Source organism: Psychrobacter arcticus 273-4 (genome assembly GCF_000012305.1).
Classification (GTDB): domain Bacteria; phylum Pseudomonadota; class Gammaproteobacteria; order Pseudomonadales; family Moraxellaceae; genus Psychrobacter; species Psychrobacter arcticus.
The window spans coordinates 2,211,598-2,232,224 of sequence record NC_007204.1 but is presented as its reverse complement, the minus strand read 5'-3'; the positions used below and the strand labels follow the sequence as shown (position 1 = coordinate 2,232,224).

Annotated in this window: 13 protein-coding genes; 8 read left to right on the top strand and 5 right to left on the bottom strand. The window is 42.9% G+C overall.

The genetic code is table 11. The annotated features are described in order from the left end of the window. The first annotated feature begins 7 nt into the window (after positions 1 to 7). From PSYC_RS09385 to PSYC_RS09375, 3 genes are all read left to right on the top strand, one after another. Positions 8 to 6,862, top strand: a complete 6,855-nt coding sequence (locus PSYC_RS09385; RefSeq protein ID WP_011281072.1) for an Hpt domain-containing protein — start codon at positions 8 to 10, stop codon at positions 6,860 to 6,862. Positions 6,863 to 6,907: 45 nt separating this feature from the next. Further along, the gene (locus PSYC_RS09380; protein ID WP_011281071.1) at positions 6,908 to 7,405 is read left to right on the top strand and encodes a hypothetical protein; all 498 of its coding nucleotides are present in this window, start codon (positions 6,908 to 6,910) and stop codon (positions 7,403 to 7,405) included. Between the two features lie 203 nt (positions 7,406 to 7,608). Next, positions 7,609 to 8,136, top strand: a complete 528-nt coding sequence (locus tag PSYC_RS09375) for a cytochrome b (RefSeq protein WP_011281070.1) — start codon at positions 7,609 to 7,611, stop codon at positions 8,134 to 8,136. Positions 8,137 to 8,431: 295 nt separating this feature from the next. Here the strand turns inward: PSYC_RS09375 and minE are convergent, their stop codons facing one another. The 5 genes from minE to PSYC_RS09350 all read right to left on the bottom strand — a co-directional run bounded on the left by minE (position 8,432) and on the right by PSYC_RS09350 (position 12,615). Further along, positions 8,432 to 8,722, bottom strand: coding sequence for a cell division topological specificity factor MinE (gene minE / locus PSYC_RS09370; RefSeq protein WP_011281069.1), 291 nt, complete (start codon positions 8,720 to 8,722; stop codon positions 8,432 to 8,434). 2 nt (positions 8,723 to 8,724) lie between these two features. Continuing rightward, the gene (gene minD / locus PSYC_RS09365) at positions 8,725 to 9,537 is read right to left on the bottom strand and encodes a septum site-determining protein MinD (protein ID WP_011281068.1); all 813 of its coding nucleotides are present in this window, start codon (positions 9,535 to 9,537) and stop codon (positions 8,725 to 8,727) included. A gap of 621 nt (positions 9,538 to 10,158) precedes the next feature. Then, positions 10,159 to 11,037 carry a septum site-determining protein MinC gene (gene minC, locus PSYC_RS09360; RefSeq protein ID WP_011281067.1) on the bottom strand — a complete coding sequence of 293 codons (879 nt, stop codon included), beginning with the start codon at positions 11,035 to 11,037 and terminating at the stop codon, positions 10,159 to 10,161. A gap of 77 nt (positions 11,038 to 11,114) precedes the next feature. Continuing rightward, positions 11,115 to 12,230, bottom strand: a complete 1,116-nt coding sequence (locus PSYC_RS09355; RefSeq protein ID WP_011281066.1) for a hypothetical protein — start codon at positions 12,228 to 12,230, stop codon at positions 11,115 to 11,117. 181 nt (positions 12,231 to 12,411) lie between these two features. Beyond that, entirely contained in the window at positions 12,412 to 12,615 is a 204-nt protein-coding gene (locus PSYC_RS09350) for a hypothetical protein (RefSeq protein ID WP_011281065.1), read from the bottom strand. A 514-nt stretch (positions 12,616 to 13,129) separates the two neighbouring features. On the opposite strand from PSYC_RS09350, the gene PSYC_RS11980 reads away from it, so the two are divergent. The 5 genes from PSYC_RS11980 (at position 13,130) to PSYC_RS09325 (ending at position 20,626) form a co-directional block, all read left to right on the top strand. Then, complete coding sequence (locus tag PSYC_RS11980; protein WP_011281064.1) at positions 13,130 to 13,783, top strand: OmpA family protein; 654 nt, start codon at positions 13,130 to 13,132, stop codon at positions 13,781 to 13,783. A gap of 433 nt (positions 13,784 to 14,216) precedes the next feature. Then, positions 14,217 to 15,659, top strand: coding sequence for an imelysin family protein (locus tag PSYC_RS09340; RefSeq protein WP_011281063.1), 1,443 nt, complete (start codon positions 14,217 to 14,219; stop codon positions 15,657 to 15,659). A gap of 399 nt (positions 15,660 to 16,058) precedes the next feature. Continuing rightward, positions 16,059 to 17,747, top strand: coding sequence for a di-heme oxidoredictase family protein (locus tag PSYC_RS09335; RefSeq protein ID WP_011281062.1), 1,689 nt, complete (start codon positions 16,059 to 16,061; stop codon positions 17,745 to 17,747). A 113-nt stretch (positions 17,748 to 17,860) separates the two neighbouring features. Beyond that, a complete protein-coding gene (locus PSYC_RS09330) occupies positions 17,861 to 19,030 on the top strand; it encodes an imelysin family protein (RefSeq protein ID WP_011281061.1) in 1,170 nt (389 codons plus the stop codon). A 3-nt stretch (positions 19,031 to 19,033) separates the two neighbouring features. Continuing rightward, positions 19,034 to 20,626 carry a DUF1513 domain-containing protein gene (locus PSYC_RS09325; RefSeq protein ID WP_011281060.1) on the top strand — a complete coding sequence of 531 codons (1,593 nt, stop codon included), beginning with the start codon at positions 19,034 to 19,036 and terminating at the stop codon, positions 20,624 to 20,626. The last annotated feature ends 1 nt before the right edge of the window (position 20,627 follow it).

The following is a 20,627-nucleotide window of genomic DNA, read 5'->3' as shown; positions in this document are numbered from 1 at the left end:
TGAATCTATGAAAAAACAGCCCCATGATATGGTGACGCTCGAGTGGTTATTGCCACTGTTTAATCAGCAATTATCACAGGTGGCTGATGGCTGGCAATTGGGGGTAGCGCACGCTAATGATGAGCAAATGGCACAGTGCTATCATGAGATTGCTGGTGCGCTGATCATGATTAATTTGCCTGTTCTGGCAAGTTTAGCGAATAAGCTCAGCCTATTATCAGGAGCCGCTGTTTTTGATGGTTTGAATAATAACAGCTTAGGCACCAATCTGGCTGCTGAGAGAGTTAGAATAGGGCAGATTGCTCATAGAGTATTACAGCGTGAGCTGGAACATTATGTGCGCACAGGTAGATATCATAGTGTTTTAATGAATAAAACACGGAATGATCTCGCTCAAGTCTTATCGCAGTTTGACATAGTAACGGAGCAGCTTGCAGATACGCCGTCATTTACTACAGTCAGTAATTTGGCTGGCTTATCGGATTATGATGATATTGACATAACCATACCCGTGAGTATGGCAGTGTCAGATTTAGATAGCCAACAGCATCAGCAATTACTGTTAGTCTGGCGCCAACAGACGCAAAAACTGCTGGCTGCTAATATGAATAAGCCCGCTATCTTGACTGTGCTAGAAAAGGTCAGCCACTATCTATGGCAAACGGCGCAAGAAGCTGATTTACAGCGTCTGTGGTATCTGGCTGAGCTGTGGCTACAAGATCTTGGGCAAAATGAACTACCGCTACCTAAGCATTATGCAGGGATATTAAGTCAGCTGGATCAATTGATAGATAATCGTCAACATCAGATTGAGCCATCTATAAGCGAGATTCAAAGTCTCATCAGTCATATTTATAGCGCATTAAGTAGTCTTATCAATAACAGTGATAATGCTCAATCTTTATTGAATGGTGGTGTGCAGACAGACGCTGAAGTACGTCTCTTACCCCGTATATTGAGTGAGATTGAGACGATTATTTTTGCGCTTGATAAGCCTCATACTTTGTTAAAGCCTTTAGCACAAATAAGTAAGCAGCTTGAAGGTCGTGGTTGGACATTGTTTGCCTCACAAATTGCTTCTATTGCGACTGATATAGAGCATAGCCTCTCATCAGACCAATATTTTTCTCAAGAACAATGGCAAATTGAGCGTCAGCTACAAGAGTTGTATAGCGCTGTTTATAATACAGAGCAAATGATTGCTATCAAGATTGGTGATGGAGCTGCATTCACTATTTTTTCTGGCATTGATAATGACTTACAACCAGAAAACAGCCTGTATGTTGGTTCTGATAATGCAGAGTTACGCGAGTTGCGTATTGCTGTTGAAGAAGTTAAGCAAGATTTTCATAACTATATACAGCGCCAACAGTTAGAGTTATTACCAGAGCAGACAAATTTTACGAGCATGAGCCATGCTTTTAATAGCATGGGACTGCCATCGATTGGTGAAGTAACCGATAAGATAGCCGATATATTTGTACAGATACATACTCATAAAATTGCAATATTGAGCTGGGATGTTACCCAAGCGCTGGCAGAGAGCTTGACCGCCGTTGAGCTATTACTGGATTATCTTGCGCAGCAGTTTTTTGATCAAGCACTACTAAAAAAAGCAAATACTTATACTGATACGGCAGCCAAGCTACTTAATGCGTATATCCATGCGCCTGAAACGATTAACGATACTTTCCTCACAAAAAAAATAGCAGCCACCGATGTACTGCGCTATGACGACAGCGGTGAGATTGTGCCTATTATTGAGCCCTCTTTTAGTACTGAGACGTTGACTGATTCAACAGTAAATAATAAAAATGTGATAAATATAGAAGATAGTGCAGCTTTATTGCAGATGCGTCAACAGCTCAAGCCTGATAACTTCGATATCGATGAAGACATTCGAGAAATATTCATTGCAGAAGTTGAAGAGGTGATTGCTGATTTAGAAGACTTTTTACCAATATGGCAGGAAGATGCGCAAGATTTAACGCCATTAACTGAGCTACGTCGTGGTTTCTATACCTTAAAGGGCTCAGGGCGTATGGTTGGTGCTGTTAGCATCAGCGAGATGGCATGGTCTATCGAAAATCTGCTCAATCGTTTGTTGGATAACACGCTACCGGTAACGGACGATGTGGTGACCTTAATAACAGAAACCACCAAACGCCTACCAGCGATGCTAATCGACTTTGCAGCACAGCAGCCACCAAGCTTTGATCCTGCTATCACTCTTTTGAAAAGCCACAACTTGATGACTCAGCAACCGCTGAATGCGGGTTTGGCAGCTGCTGCGCCTCCATCATCAACAGCTGATATTGAAGAATCGGACTATGTATCAGATCATTATATACTTGAGCATGATTTACACTCGCAAGCCATAAGCTCAGTCGCTGAGCCAACAGATACTTTGTGTGCATTGGCAGGTTTAGAGCTACCTTTAGTATTGCAGCCATTTATCCTGGAAGCAGAGTCGCTAGCCGCAGATGCAAACGCCGCTGATCCTGATATCAAAGAGATATTTATAGAAGAGGCCAATGAAGTCTTGGACGAAATCATCCCTTTATATGAACATTGGCAGATTTTACCTAGTGATTTGACTGAACTGACAGACATACGCCGTGGCTTTCATACCCTAAAGGGCTCTGGTCGTATGGTCGGCGCTCACTATAGCGCTGAGCTAGCATGGTCTATAGAAAACATGCTAAACCGTGTTTTAGATAGGAGTATTACTGCCTCAGCAGATATACAGCAACTTATTGGTGATGTTTTGGCTGTGTATCCTGAGTTATTGATGACCTTTGAGCATGAAAGCCAAGACTATCCTGCTATGGTGCCATTGTGGGTTGCCTGTGCCAATGCTTACTGCAAGCAGTTAGGTGATGAATTCAGCTACCGTGCATTATACAGTCAATGGTCACAGCATTTTGAGCAGGCGACACTCTACTCTGGTTTAGGCAGTTGTATTGAAGATGTGGAGAATAATGAAGCAATTGATTGCACTTTGCAGACGATTCATTCAGTCAATGAAAAGATGGCAGAAGCACCAGTTATTTTGATGCCTCAAAGTGAAGAAGAGCAGGCGTTCTTTGATATCTTTATTGAAGAGGCAGAAGAGTTGTTAGAAGGCATCAATGACTTTGTACATCATCATCAAAATGAGCCACATGTCGAGGTAAGTGACGAAATTGTGCGCGCATTCCATACCTTGCGAGCAGCTTCTGGCTCTAGTGCATTGACTGCCATTAGCGACGTGAGTGCGACGATAGAGCAAAGCTTAGAGCTTCTACAGCAGCATGATATACCGATGAATGCAAGTCATTTAACCGCATTGGCTCAATCTGTAACGCTTATTGATGGTTATCTTTATAACTATAAACAACATGCACAGCAGCAGGATATATCGGCAGAGCATATGCAAAGCGAGCAGGATATTGCATCGTTACAGGCGATGCTTGAAGAGCAAGATGATGATGGTGAGGCGAGCACTGAGGATAAACCAACGATTAGTGACTTGCTGGATGGAAATATTGATGAGTTATTAGATGCAGAGTGGCAATTAAATGAAGCGCTTAACAGCACTGATATGAATCAAATCCAAGCATATATCGCTGAGCAAATCTTACAAATTAAATATCTGACTGATAAAGCACAAGCCTTTCCAAAATTCGTCTCTATTCTTAACGCCTTACAATATGCTTATTGTTATTTGAGCCAGTATCCTAACGAAGCGGTAGATATTGATATCCAAGAAATTCTACTTGCGGGTCATGCGCAGTTAGTCGGTTTATTTGATGCCTTAGCAGGCAGTACTTCATTAAAAATTGATGAGCAAGTGCTTGAGCAGTTACAGAGTATTAAGCAAGACAATAATCAAAGTGATGAAAATATAGCCAAAGAAGAACAGGCTGCCGTGCAAAGTATTGCCGCACCTGAGCTAGCGTTTGAAACCATCGATACTGACATTGAGCTACTAGAAATCTTCTTAGAAGAAGCGCAAGAGCTTGATGATGCACTGGTCGATAGTTTTAGTAAGTGGCGTGCAGACATCACCCATATCAATACCCTAAAGGTACTCCAACGCCATCTGCATACCATCAAAGGTGGTGCGCGTATGGCAGGTATCCGCAGTATTGGCGACTTGACCCATGAAGCAGAAAGTGTTTATGAGGCGTTTGTAGAATCTAAACGCAAGCCAACCGCGCAGTGGCTTCAGATTATGCAAGTGGTTCAAGATACCTTATCGCTGCAGGTGGCATACAGTGTACGCTATAAAAAATCGTTTTTTGCTCCTGAGCTGATAGCGCAATTACAGCAGTTTTTAAAAGCACAAGCATTGCCAGAAACCGTTCAGCTTATTGTACCTATGCCACATAACCATGTGGCAGCTGAGCCTCAAATCTTTGCCAGTCAAGATGCTCAACCTGTAGCAAATGCGGCCGATACGTTAAGTTTGTATAGAATCATCCAGCAATCGTGGGCACATGGCTTACCTGACCCTGATATTTTAGAAGTGTTCTTAGAAGAAGCAGCGGCGCTCACCAATCGTAATGAATATCTACAGTTATTCTTCAGTGATGCTGGTGATATGGTGGCACTGCAAGCACTACAGCGTGACCTTTATACCCTAAAAGGTGGGGCTCGCATGATCACTGCTACGGGTATCGCTGACCTCGCTCATGAAATGGAGTCCGTTTATCAAGACTTTGTTGCTCACCGCCGCCCTGTGACCAAAAAGGTATTAGAGCTATTGACGGCTTGTCATGACTGGCTGGCAGATGCTCTGTTTATTCTCTCACAGCAAGTCAATCCGCCAACACCTAGTTTACTGATTGAGGCATTGCAGCAATTTAGTAAAAACCCTGATAGCTTAGAGCAGATACCAACAGAAACCCTGCAAGCTCAGCGTGAAGCGATTTTAACTGCTAAAGAAAAGCAAGAGACCACCTCTATCCAAAAAGATATTAGCGCCATGCCGCTGATGGCTAATGATGTGATTGAAGATGAGAAAAATACCAATAAGAATGAGATGATTCGTATCTCAGGCGATCTTATTGAGCATATGATTAATCTGTCAGGTGAATCAGCGATTAACCGTGGTCGTATCGATATGGGTATCAGTAGCTTGACCCAGAGTATTGAAGAGATGGGTACTACCATACAGCGTCTAGTGGGTCAATTACGCCGTATGGAGATTGAGTTTGAGATGCAGATTTTATCGCAGATTGATGAAGATGTGGTCAATCATGAAAGCTTTGATCCGCTAGAGATGGATCAGTACTCTTCTTTTAATCAGCTGTCAAAATCTTTGTCAGAGTCGGCATCGGATTTAGTGGATATCAACCATACTTTACTAGAAAAAACGCGTGACGGTGAAAGTCTATTGCTGCAGCTATCGCGGACGCAGACTGAAATACAAGATGGCTTGATGAACTCACGTATGGTGCCTTTCACGCGAATAACACCAAGGCTTGAGCGTATCGTGCGCCAAACGGCTAATGAGCTTAATAAGTCGGTTGAGCTCAAAATTATTAACGCTGATGATGAGATGGACAGAATCCTCCTAGAACGCATTACCTCACCGCTTGAGCACATATTACGCAACGCGGTCGATCATGGCATCGAAAGTGTGGCAGAAAGGCTTGCAGCAGGTAAAGAGCGCCGCGGTCAAATCACACTTGAAGTACTACGTGAAGGGGATGAAATTGTCATTTTGCTAAATGATGATGGGCAAGGTATTGACGTAGAAGCCGTACGTGAACAAGCCATCTCTCAAGGTTTGATTGACGCTAAAGATAGGAATATTAGCGACTTTGATATCATGCAATATATCTTTACTGCCGGTCTTAGTACCAGCAAACAAGTAACGCAGATATCGGGGCGCGGCGTCGGTATGGACGTTGTTATCAGTGAGATTCGTCAGCTAGGCGGTACCGTATCAGTGGTTTCAGATTTTGGCAAAGGAGCGAGATTTACCATACGTGTGCCATTAACGGTAGCTGTGTCTGATGCTTTGGTAGTTCGAGCAGCTGACCGTTACTACGCCATACCTTTGGTGCAAATTGAGCGTGTAGTGCGCGTTAATTCAGAAAAAGTTTACGACTATTATCAATCGGGCGAGGCAACCCTCAATTTTGAAGACACTGATTATCGTGTACGCTATTTAAATGAGATTTTATCCGGTAATAAGCTCAATGAGCTGGTCGTTAATACCAATACCAGCGTTCCGCTTATTATCATCAAAAAGCGCAGTGGTCAGAATATGGCTCTACAAGTCGATCAAATAGAAGGTTCACGTATCGAAGTGGTGGTAAAGCCTTTGGGACAACAGTTCTCAAGTTTATCCGGTATCTCAGCCGCCACCATTAGAGGCGACGGCTCGGTGATGCTTATTCTAGATTTGATAGTCTTGATGCGTAATACTGCTTTGATCAAAGACGTCACACATTCTAAAGTTGCTCAACCAAGAAACGTGAAATCTAATACCACTATTTTGGTCGTTGATGATTCAGTTACCGTCAGAAAAGTAACGTCACGATTCTTAGAGCGTCACGGGTTCAATGTTGTGCTTGCCAAAGATGGTATCGATGCGCTTGAAATACTACAAGAGATGACGCCCGACTTAATGCTACTCGATATTGAAATGCCGCGCATGGACGGTTTTGAAGTTGCCACTCAAGTCAGACTTAATGGGTGCTTGCAGCATCTGCCTATTATTATGATTACGTCACGGACGGGCGAAAGACATCGTGAGCGTGCTCTTAAGATTGGGGTAAACGACTATATCGGCAAACCTTTCCAAGAAAATCAGCTGCTTGATAAAATTCAAAGCTTATTGGATGAAAAGGTCCGTCTATATTGCTGATAAAGCGAAGAGCAACACTCCACATTCATTTATTGTGAGCGACTTATGAGACAGATGTTGAAACATTCATTTGAGGCAGTAAGCTTACTGAGCACCACTCATGGTATGCTCGATGTGACGATCATTCCAGCGCTTGATCAGCCTGATTGGATTGTTCCCAGCAGTTTGATTTTGAGTGTAGATGAGTACAGCGAATACACGCCATTTTATGAGTGGCAACAGCAAAAAATGGCTGTATTCCATATGTTACCGAGTGATCAAATGCCAGATAAGATGGTTGTATTGGAAGGCAATACATCAGCCCATCGTATTGCTTTGCAGACTTCAGGTGAGCTGCACCAACGACAGGTGCGTATCTCTGATATGAAAGATGTTGAGCTACCTGAGCATTTTATCAAACCAAATAGCAATATCAATACGGTTCATGAACGTGTGCAAGAAGAGGTTGTGCTATCCTATCTTTTTCAGACGGTGATGATTGATAATACCCTGTATTTGGTGCCGGATTTTGATAAAATCGCGCATCAATTGATGGATGTATAGTTGAAATACTTTAAAGTCGCTACCGTATTGCTGGTGTAAATTTTTTGCAGCCTCTGTCTGCGTAGGCACAGCAAGCAAGAAAAATTTGCACCAGTAGTACCTGTTGTATCGATATTACTTTTCACCGACTATATTCGCTGTTTATATCTATGCCTAAGTAGTTATTAATCAATCAGTCGCGACAGAGGTGACACAATAAATTTATGAATAATACCCATTCCAACCTGACAAAATGGTCCTTTGCTAGTCGATTTTTTCACTGGATTAGCGCGATTTTATTGCTGATTACGTGGACCATGATCTTTTTATATGACAACCTAGATAGTAATCTCTATATTGGTCTACATAAAGCCTTTGGGGTTAGCTTGTTGTTTTGGATGATAGCGCGAGTCATTAACCGTATCTTTACCAAAGCACCACCAGCGGTAGTGATGCCGAAATGGCAAATGTTATTATCACAACTGTCGCATTTTGCACTCTATGCTCTGCTGATTGCCATGCCAATAGCAGGACTACTGATGTCCTTGTATGGTGGTCGTCCGGTTGATATGTTTGGTGTATTTCAGATACCTGTATTTGTAACTCCAGATAGAGGGTTGGCTCGACTCTTTAATGACTGGCATACAGGTATCATCTGGTCGATGATTATTGCTTTTACTGTGCTTCATATCGCTGCAGCTTTGTATCATCAGTTTGTAAAGAAAGACAACCTCATAGCCCGTATCAAGTAATAGACTTTTCATGTCGTTACGACACGTCAAAATTGATGCCAACAGTACTTTTGTGTGAAGATATAGTTAAAATACTTTAAAGTCGCTACCGTATTGCTGGTGTAAATTTTTTGCAGCCTCTGTCTGCGTAGGCACAGCAAGCAAGAAAAATTTGCACCAGCAGTACGTGTTGTATCGATATTACTTTTCACCGACTATAGTTTCAATAGTGTAAAATACACCCGTAAAAAAGCCCTATGTGTTATACACAGGGCTTTTTTTGGTGTTCAAAATAGATGTTAGGGTGTCAATAAATCTACTTTTTATGCTCAGGTAAGTTAATATTCATCTCAAGCACGTCTAAGCTGTCCTCAGAACGATGATTGATATTGACATCATCAATCTGCACGCCGTTGACATACTTATTGACCACTTCCAGTATTTCACGTTTCATTTTTTCGATACGGTCGGCAGTCAAGCGATTGCTCAAGCGATTTTCGCTTGCAACAATAACTTTTAAACGCTCAGTGGCCATATTGGCGCTGCCGGTGTTGCTATTGTCATCCGTGCCGAATAAGCTGCTCCAAAATCCTTTTTTCTTACTCATTATTAACCCCCAAACCAGCGCTGTAATAGACTCTTTTTCTTCACATCAATATGACGTAACGGACGCTCTTCACCTAAGAATCGAGCGACAATATCATCATAACATTGACCAGCTATAGAGTCGGTATAGTGAATCACGGGCTCACCGTGGTTAGAGGCTTCCAGCACGGAATGGCTTTCAGGAACAACGCCAAGTAATGGTACTTTTAAGATGTCATTTGAGATGGTTTCAATATCCATCATCTCATTAGCCGCTGCGCGCTCTGCATTGTAGCGTGTGATAATCAGATGCTCACGTACAGAACCTTGGTTTTCAGCCACCTTTTTGGTCTGGCTTTGCAAGATACCAATGATACGATCTGAGTCACGTACTGATGAGATTTCAGGGTTGGTGACGATGATGGCTTCATCCGCATGATACATGGCCAGCTGCGCGCCGCGTTCGATACCTGCAGGTGAGTCGCAAATAATGTAATCGAATTGCTTGGAAAGCTCTTCCATAATCTCTGCCACACCTTCGTCTGTTAACGCATCTTTATCACGCGTTTGACTGGCAGGCAGGATGTAGAGATTTTCCAATTGCTTATCTTTGACAAGCGCTTGTGATAGGCGTGCGTTACCATTGATAACATCGACAAAGTCATAAACAATCCGATTTTCGCAGCCCATAATCAAGTCTAGATTACGCAAGCCTACATCAAAATCGATAACAACTGTCTTATAGCCACGTAATGCTAAACCGGCGGCAAAAGAAGCACTGGTCGTGGTTTTACCCACACCGCCTTTACCCGAAGTGATTACAACAATCTTCGCCACAATGGCACACTCCTATGAATTGATGAGATATTTATTATATAAAACCGCATATATATTATAAAAAAGTATATTTTCTGGTCGTCCATACACCGTATATATACGCTTTGCGAGCGTAAGCCTAGCATAAATATAGCAGAACTTATAGCAAGTCTCTATTAAAGCATACAAACGGCTAAGATATAAAATTAAGCGATTAGCTGACTGATATATAGTCGGTGCAAAGTAATATCGATACAACAGGTACTACTGGTGCAAATTTTTCTTGCTTGCTGTGCCTACGCAGACAGAGGCGGCAAAAAATTTACACCAGCAATACGGTAGCGACTTTAAAGTATTGCAACTATATACGCGCACAGGTGTGGTAGATAGTGGCAGAGCTACAAATTCATCATAGCGCAGTTTTGTTAAATAAACTTACTACAATATAAATTAGAACAGTTTTTGATACATTTACCTTTTAAACGTAACAATATCTATGGTCAGTAAAAAGTCATATCGATACATTATGTACTACTGGTATTAATTTTTCTTGCTTGCTGTGCCTACGCAGACAGAGGCAGCAAAAAATTTATACCAGCAGTACCGTGGCGTTTTTAGGGTATTTTGACTATAGATAAATAGTTATGCTTTGACGCCTTTATTGATTTGAGACTCATCCATCAAGGTGAACACCAAGCCCTGACTTTCTAAAAATCGCACCTCTACCGATTTATCAATCACATGCTCAGGCAGATTGTCGCGTAAACAATAGGTACCGGCGACTGACACAAGGGAGGGGTTAAAGATTTGGCAAAAAATGCGTGCGTCTTTATCGCCAGTAGCACCTGCGACCAAGCGCCCTTGAGCACGACCATAAACGTGCAAATTATTATCCGTGATGGCTTCAGCGCCACTATTGACACTGTTGGTCAAAATCAAATCGCCACCGACATGATTGAGGCTTTGTCCTGAACGCAGCATTTGATCATAGATAAGGCTGGTAATATGCTCAGCACTGATGAGGGTCTCTGCAGTTTCTACAGACAAATCGGCTTCGGTATCTGCGCTTGTTTGTAGCGCTTGATGAGCGTCCATGTTATCCGTTTTAGGCTTGCAATTATCAGTAGCAGCCGTTGTAGAGGTAGCGACTTGGCTTAGCTGCGTTACCACTTTTTTACTGGGTAAAATGCGCTCAATACGTTTGCCGTCTGCTGGGAATATTGCCAAGCGTAAGTCGCGTGCTTGCGCGTCAAGTAGACCTGTCACCACGCCGATAGGCTGCAAACCCCAAGACCACAGCAGCTCTACTAATTTTGATAGATCCTGTTCAACCTCGCTATCAATCAACACAGGAATATGACTGCTCTTATTACTCAGCGTGCTTTGCAATTGAGCAGCAATCGCCACGAAATCATCTGTATTAAACTGCACCCGTGAAAAGGTCAGCATTTTGCCATAAAAGGCTAAAGCAGGCGTGGCTGACGCCGTGTCGATATGGTTGTTATTGTCTGCAATGGTCATAATCTAAATCCTCAAAAATTGGTCATGATGCTGTATTCGTGGCGATGTTTTTCTTATTAAATCATTATTTTAAAGCTTTATAATTTAAGTAAATCTTGATGCTTCCACTGTTGAACTTTTATTTGCGCTTCAAATTCTGTCAGACCATCATCGATAATGCTAGCAATGAGATGGTCCAATGCCGGATTGTCTGTATTGATTTGAGCGATACCACTGGCGATAGCGACCATCAATGCATCAAGACGTTCAGCATCAAGTAGCCGCTCGTTGAGCGCATAAACCACGTTTTCACCAATATTATGACCCACATGTTGTAACTGTGATTCAATCAAGCTACCCGCAATAGGTATCATGCGCAGATAGCGGCGCAATTCCGGCGTGTTGGCAAGCCCTTCTTGGATCGCACTGCCCACTTCACTAGCGATGATAGCGCCGCCACCTGCTGACTTGGTCAGTGCTTGTAGCTTTGGCGTTAGCTCTTTACGCAGTAATGACAGTATGGCGGCTTCAATCTCAGTACGATTGCGCGAGATGGTGGAGTCGATAAACGATTTTTGTCTCTTAGGGTCTGTAAGCTCCTGCCGAAAGGTCTGAATGGTCGTTAAAATGACACGGTCAGACAACTCTTCCAATACTACATCGATATAGAAGTTGATTCTATTGATCCATGGCTGCGGCAATACTTGATAACCCAGCTGATATAGGCGTCGTCCAATAATCACAACGCGAAATAATCGCAGCGCACGCAATTGCGGAAAACAGCCCAATACCTCATACCAGTGTACAAAAGGGAAAAAGAACCAACGGTAATAGATTTTTTCTTTGATGGCAATTGCCCAGCGTAATAGCAGCTCTGCAATCAAAAACAAGGTAAAAAAGCCACCCACGGTACGTAATGAATCATGGATGTTACTTTGGTACCAGTGCAGCTGATTAGAAATTCCAAGCCAATTTGCCGCGTCGCTACTAAAAGTACTCATCAAAATAGCATCAGTACTGATTAGCAATAAATCAATACTGATGGCTATGATCATCACGATATCATAAGTGAGCTTTAAACGATTTGGCTTAGGACGCTTCGGTCTTACAGGCGGAGACTCTGGTAACCCTGTTGGTCGTTCGAAGCCTGCTGAGGACTGATTGAGCGTGGACGTTGACTCTATAGGCGGGCGAGTAGAAGAAGAGGCGGGCACAGTCAGTCCTTATAAGTAATAAATGGCAGCAGTCATAAGTGGTGTTACACCAATCACGACTAAATCAACAAAGCGTTCTAATGCTTATCCACATTATCAATGAATAACGCCAAAAAACAAGCCATCAACCATTATAATTTGGTATTTTGCCGTTTATCTTTTTTGACAAAATTCTGTCGTTTCAATTGCTCTGATAGTCAGATTTGGGATTGGTTTCAAACTCAGCCAACATGGTGCTGATACGCTGCTCTTTTTGTTGCCAAATGTGCGCTACCCAATCAAACATTTGTGCTTTAATCGCCTCATCGTTTTCGTAGCCAGCTTCTTTAATGCCAAAAAATAAATCATCAGGTATATCAAGATATAGTTGAAACGCGACTCTCAACTTAATATGGGCTATCGTAGGCTGGCGCTTTTAGCCCAGTCAATCGTAACAATTTGCACCAGTAGTACCTGTTGTATCGATGTTACTTTTCACCGACTATAGCGCACAAGCACGCTTTGCTTCTTCGATATTTTTGCCTTTTAATGCAGGGTTATTCCCTTTTTGGACTTTCGCACTGCCTGCCAACAAAACAGCGTTTGAGTCATAGAGTACTTACTTTTATTGTTGTAATATTGCTGAATGATTTTAGCAGAAAAGAATAGAGTGTACGGCTATAAACGTGACTTGCGATAGAAAATTATGAATGTAACAAAGCGCAATTTATAAACACTTATGCACTTCTCATACATAGATATGACAAAATATTACACAGAATTAGCATGAGATTGCCATAATACTTTCAGTGTCTATGAGTACCCAAAGAACACCCAAACAATATGGTTAATGGCTAATTTGTCATTAGCGTCTATCATAAAAGTACAATTATTTTTTTAACTTAATAAGAGGACATATTATGCGTAATACATTAATGGTTGCAGCAATCGCTTCAGGCTTGGTTCTTACTGGCTGTGTGACTGATCCTAGCACTGGACAACAACGTCTTAACAAAACTGCTATCGGCGCTTTAGCTGGTGCAGCTGGTGGCGCGACTATCTCAAAAGCCACTGGTGGTGAAAAAACTGGTCGTGATGCTGCTATTGGTGCTGCTATTGGCGCTGGCGTTGGTTACTACATGGAGCGTCAAGCAAAACAACTTGAGCAGCAAATGGCTGGTACTGGTGTAACGGTTACACCAAATGCCAATGGTAACATTGACCTAGTTATGCCAGGAAGCATCACGTTCTCGTTTGATGACGCGACTTTGAACAACTCATTTAAGCCGACGCTTGATAAACTTGCCGCGACGATGAATGAGTACAACCAAAACACCATCACTATTGCTGGTCATACAGACAGCAAGGGTACTGATGCTTATAACATGAAGTTATCACGTGACCGTGCTTATGCAGTAGCGAACTACTTAAGTGCACGTGGCGTAGCTTCTAACCGTATCAATGTAGTTGCTTATGGTGAATCTCGCCCTGTAGCAGATAACAACTCTGAATATGGTCGTCAACAAAACCGCCGTGTTGAGTTAACAGTTAACGCACCACAAAGCGTTCGTTAATTTTAAATGATTAGCTAATAATCAATATCAAAAAAAGGGTCAGCATAAAGCTGGCCTTTTTTTTCGCATAAATTCTGTCTTTTATTAAGAAGTTATATTTGATAATAGTTATCAATAACATTATAATTCCCATGCATTTATTTTGCGGATATCTATTTTTTCCAGTTTTTAATAGCAAACTGATAATTGCTAGTATCTATAATCAAGCTATATTTGAAATACTTTAAAGTCGCTACCGTATTGCTGGTGTAAATTTTTTGCAGCCTCTGTCTGCGTAGGCACAGCAAGCAAGAAAAATTTGCACCAGTAGTACGTGTTGTGTTGTGTTGTATCGATATTACTTTTCACCGACTACCGACTACCGACTATAGTACCGATGTGAAAGATTTATCTTATCTCTTCTTTATTTTGTTGTAGCCCATCAAGGACACCTATGAATATCACGACAGTGACAAGCCGTAAAATTTTACCGACTACTTTAGCTGCTGCACTGGCAGGGATATTGATGGTGTCAGGTTGTAGCAAACAGTCTGATGAAAAAGCGACCGCAGATACGCCAGTTGAAACCGCTGAAAAAACAGGTAGCAAAACCTCGTCAGCAGCTGGTCAAGCTCATATGGATCGCTTGCTGATTAGTTATGCCGATATGGCGCATGCCGCTTATAAGGATGCTTTAGAAACGGCAAAAATTTTACAGACAGCAGTCAATACTTATGTAGAAACTCCGACGCAAGCAAATTTGGATGCCGCAAAAGCCGCTTATAAAGCAGCGCGCCAACCCTACTCACAGACTGAAGTATTTAGATTTGATGAAGGTTTTGTGACTGCCAATGAGCAACGTAAAATTGCTAGCACTGACAGCTGGGAAGGGCAGGTAAATGCTTGGCCATTAGATGAAGCCTTGATCGATTACGTCAGCACGAATTATGAAGGTAAATATAACAGCCAAGACAATATCATCAACAGCGATAGCATTACGGTTGGTAGTATCAAGCAAGATACTAGCACCATCACGCCTGAGCTGCTCGCAGAGATGACTGAGATAGGTGGTAGTGAAGCCAATGTGACCACAGGCTACCATGCGATTGAGTTTATGTTATGGGGTCAAGATACCAACGGCGTTGCCGAAGGTGCCGGTAATCGTCCATTCAGTGATTACCTCACGACAGATGGTCAATGCACCAGTGGTGAGAGCAAAAATCCTGAGGCTAGCGTTTGTGAGCGCCGAGGTCAGTACTTAAAAGCGGCAACTCAGCTGTTGGTTGATGATTTGACTGCAATGGAAGCAGAATGGCAGCCTGACAGTGAAAACACCTTGCGTAGTGACATAATGGCCCGTAAGGACAAAAATAGCCTGCACCAAATCATGTATCAAATGGGTAGCTTAGCGCTTGGAGAGCTTGCCTCTGATCGTATACAAGTGGCATTTGTCACCGGTTCTACCGAAGATGAACATGAGTGCTTTAGTGACTTGACGCACTTAAGCTACGCCAATAACGCTCGCGGTATCCAGAATGTCTTTAATGGTGATTACAAAACAGTCGCGGGCAAAACAATAGGCGGTTATGGGCTGAAGAATTACCTTGTCGATACGGGCAATACAGAAGCGGCTGATAAATTGGCTGCTGATTTTGCAAAAGTAGAAGCTGCCTTTAATGTGATTGTTGAAAAAGGCGAAAAAGAAAATATCAAAATTGATCAAATGATTGCAACTGTGGGTCAGGGGATCAAACAAGGTGTGACTGCTGAAGAGCAAAACAAGCGTCGCGGCTGGATTGAAACCAGTATCACAAGTCTGCAAGAGCTGACAGCTGGTATTGAAAATGCCGCAAAAGCCGTCGGTATTGACAATTTAGATGCAGGTTCGCAGTTTTAACTTGTTATGAGATGACTGGCTTAACAGCGAGCATGACGTTGATCGATAATGCCTGATGAGTCGCTAACAGTGAATGAGAATTATTTTCATAAGAAAATAATGTAGGTATAATAAATATGTTGTCAATTTTGCTTGGCACCGTGTTTTTTTATAGCGTATTAAAATAGCCAGATAAGTCAGTGTGCCGCTGCGACTTATCGACTAGCAATAAAAAAATTATATAGTTGAAATACTTTAAAGTCGCTACCGTATTGCTGGTGTAAATTTTTTGCAGCCTCTGTCTGCGTAGGCACAGCAAGCAAGAAAAATTTGCACCAGTAGTACGTGTTGTATCGATATTATTTTTCACCGACTATAGCACGCGATTTTAATGGTTCTATAATGGAACTAAGGTACTCTATGCACATTCAGAAAGTTTTTAAAGCCAAGTCACTTCCCGCGTTTTGTTCTTCTTTTATATCCAAGTCTATAACAACGTCTACAACCATATCTGCGCCATTAAAACTATCGCTAGCGCTCGTATGTGCCCTGTCAATCATTGCCTGTAAGCCAACCAAAGACGTGACTGATAATGCTGCTGAAAATAACAGCAAAATTAAAGAACACTCACAATCTCAGGTATTGACTCCTGAGCGCGTTCAGACGATTGAAGCCCTAGCAGGCGTACCTATGCAGCAGCTTGTAAGTTTTGATCCGCAGGAAATCAAGCAAGGCGGTGATACGGGTATCAGCATTACCAGTAGTGAGAGCTACTCTAAACCTTCATCAAATATCACCGCATCTCGTAAAGGCTCATTCTTTATTGGTAATGCATTTTTCCGTCAGCCGTGGGTGATTGCTCCGGCGAGTACCGATAGCCGTGATGGTCTTGGGGCGTTATTTAACGTTGCCGCCTGCCAGTCATGTCATGTAAAAGATGGTCGTGGTCATGCTCCGATGAACGCTGATGACGATGCCGACAGTTTGCTCATTCGTTTGGCGATGCCAGCGACTACTGATGGGCAGCGTCAGCAGTTAAAGGACTCACTCATTGAGAAGGTTGCTCATCCTATGTACGGTGGTCAATTGCAAGACCGTGGTATTCAAGGCGTGCCGGCAGAAGCAAGGATAGCCGTGCAGTGGACAGACAAGCCGATTAGCTTTGCTGATGGGCATATCGAAACCTTGCGCGCGCCGACCTTTAACTTAACCAATCCAGGTTATGGTGCGTTTGATGAGGAGCTCATGGTATCGCCACGTGTTGCTTTACCTATGATTGGGCTTGGGCTGCTCGAACAAATACCTGATGCTGATATTAAAAAACAAGCGGCTAGCAATCATAAAAATAGCAATGATATCAAAGGTAAATTCAATTGGGTCATGGATCCGAAAACCGGAAAGGTAGGATTAGGTCGCTTTGGCTGGAAAGCAGGGCAAACAAAACTGATTGCCCAAAATCAGAGTGCCTTTAATGAAGATATGGGTTTAACCTCAAATATTCGTCCACATGAATCATGTATGCCAACACAAACCGCTTGTGTCAATGCGATAACAGGCGCTGATGAGCAAGGTAATGGTAAGCCTGCGGTTGAAGTCAATGATGAAGTGGCAAAATTTGTAGAGTTTTATACGCGCAATTTGGCAGTACCGCATCGCCGTAATGCTGATGATAAATTGGTATTAGCAGGCAAAAAACGTTTTTACGATATGGGCTGCCAAAGCTGCCATACGCCAAGATATCAGCTACCAAAAACGGCTGATGACCATCTTGAGCAGCATGGACAAGTAATTTATCCTTATACCGATTTATTGTTGCATGACATGGGTGATGACCTTGCGGATCGCACCATCGCTGGCAAACTGCCACCAAAAAACTTGCAGGTTGAGTTTTTAGCCAACTCTTATGAGTGGCGTACCCCCGCTTTATGGGGGATTGGACTTGCCCAAACCGTTGATCCACAAGCGACGTTTTTACATGATGGACGTGCCCGTACGCTGATGGAAGCGGTACTGTGGCATGGCGGTGAAGCAAAAAAACAGCAGCAAAAAGTGCTGATGCTTGATAAACAAGGGCGTGCTGAATTGAGTGCATTTTTACAGTCATTATAATAATTTTATTCCTTATTTTTAATGACTGAGTAACAGGTTGGTAAGGTTATCTGCCTTATCAGATGATAGACATAACGTACTAAATAATTATTGATAACATTACTGAGAAACCTATGAAAATAAACCATGTGTTAGCAATGGCACTGTCGGCATTAAGTGCGGGAATACTCATTAGTTGCGTCAAACCTGCTGATGACAATAACGCAGCAGAGGTAGACAGACAAGTTGCACAGGACAGTGCTGAGCCTAAAACTGGCGAAAATGCTGCGGCTGGTGATAGCAGCAGTACGAATAAAAATGCTGAAAAAATAGTCGCTGTTGATATCAGTGCTGAGACAGAAAAAACCTATTTAACCCATGTGGCTAATGATATGGTCATTCCAGCATATGCTGATGCGGCGAAACAAAGTGATTTATTGCATGATTTGGCACAAAAGCATTGTCAAAAAGCGCCAGTCAGCGGTGATGAATTACAAGCACTGCGTGATCAGTGGCTGGTATTAGCACAAGCATGGGCAAGTGCTGAGATGGTTAACTTCGGTCCTGCGACTGCCAGTATGAGCAATCTATATATCAACTATTATCCTGATGAGCGCGGTTTGGTACATGGCGGCGTCGCTGATCTTATCACTGCCAATCCAGCACTGACGGCTGAGCAACTTGCTAATGAAAGCGCCGTTGTCCAAGGCATCCCCGGTCTAGAGGAAGCACTCTATGCTAATGACAGCTTGGACGCCGGTCAGTGTGCTTATGTTATGAGTGCCAGTAGTGCGCTGGGTACACGTCTAAAGGATATTGAGAAAAACTGGCAGCAAAACGCCATTAAGCTGTTGGCTATTGATAAAACCGCCGAAAGCGATCAAGGCTTGAACCAATGGTTTAACTCTCTGCTTTCATTGGTAGAGACGATGAAGTCTAACGCCATTGAGCAGCCATTAGGCTTGAGCGGTAAAGCCAAAGGTCATCTACCTGCTGCGACTGCAGGGCAAAGTCGCGCGATTATCAATGCAAAATTAGCGACCTTAAATAAAGCCATGACCGATCCGGTATTGACTGCTATCTTGGGCAGCAATAATGAAAATACCGTAGCAGATACGCTATCAACCGCCCTTGCTGATACCACGGCGCTATTGGCACAAATGCCAGAAGATTTGGCTACTGCTGATAAAGCCACGCAGCAAGAGCTGTATGATCATCTCACCAACATCACGCGCTTGATTAAAAGCCAATTGATTCCAACGCTCGGTATCCGTGTGGGTTTTAATAGTACCGATGGCGATTAAATAATGGCGATTATCAAAGCGAGTACCGCAGCGTCCGTAGCTGAGTTAACTACGGACATTGATCAGCAGTTGCCTCAGCTAAAAGCAAAACCATTTAGCCATGAGTTGCTGACGACCTCAATACTGACAATGCTTGGCACAGCAGCCTTTGTCGGTATCCATCATCGCTATCGTAAGCAGCACTTAGCTGATGCCCGTGTGCAAGATTATGTGCGCGGCATTTATTCTCAAATGAATGCCTTACAGTCAGCCAGTCATTCAAGGTCAATGCTCAGGCATTTTCGCTATTCTTGCCAGCAGGCAGCGTCGACGTGGCAACAAGCGTATCGCCTGCCAATGAATGATAAGCAGTCTAATAGCAGTGGTTTGGCGACCAATAATTTTAGTGCAATGCATACGACTACTATGCTTGCTCGTCCTGTGTGCTGGGTCAGTGGTGTGGCTTCTATGCCAAAAGATATCTCACTGATAAATGAGGATAATGAAAACGATTTTGGTGTGGTCGGTATCGATGCCGATAGAGAGGTAGTGTGGCAAACCACCATGCCTGAGCGCGTCCATGATATTGTGGTGCAACCTGTGTTTAGGTATGAAGATAATACGGTCAGCAATCATCTCAATCATCGTCAAAGTCGTGACGTTGTAGTGATGGGTCGTCGCCCTAGTGAAAAATTCTGGGTGCTTGATACTGCGACAGGACAAGTAAGATTTGCGATTAATGCTGCAACCAATCGTCATTTTTATGGTCATGCTTGCTATAGCTTAGATGGTTCAAAGTTATATGTGACTGAAAATGACACGCTAAGTTTAGATGGCAAAATCGGTGCTTATGCTGTTGATAAAGGTTATCAAAAAATAGCAGAGTTTGACTCGTATGGTATTGGTCCACATGAGCTGATTATGCATCCAGATGGTGAGACTTTAATAATCGCTAATGGCGGTATCAAAACCGAACAAGCCTCTCGAGAGGAGCTGAACCTTGATACCATGCACCCCTCACTGGTGTATTTAAACCGCCATGATGGGTCATTGCTTGAGCAGATTACCCCTGAGCACAATCAGATGAGTGTACGTCATTTGGCCATGCACGATGATGGCACGGTGATGATTGGTATTCAGTTTCAAGGTGAGAAGCATATTAATGTGCCGTTGGTCTTGACCCATAAGCGTGGCGACATCAAGCTTACGCCTTTGACGATGCCCAATAATCAGTGGCAACGCTTTCATCAATATATCGCTAGTGTGGCGGTTGATAGTAAATGCAACCTGCTGTGTGTGACGACACCAATCGGTGGCTGTGCGGCAATATTTGATTTGACTACTCGAGCATTAATCAACTCTGTCAGTCTGCCAGATTGTGCAGGCGCCTCCATTTATAGTCGCAAGACAGGTAGTGGCAAAGGTAGTGTTGATGCAGAGCAAAAATCAGGCTTTATTGTTAGTGATGGACAAGGCCAACTGACCCGATTGAGTGTCAATGATTTAACCATACTAGATTCAGAACTAAACTCAGACGCTATCGCCAAAAATAACACTATCGGCACAGACATCAAATGCCATATGATGTCTTTTGATAATCATCTGCAAGCACTGTGAT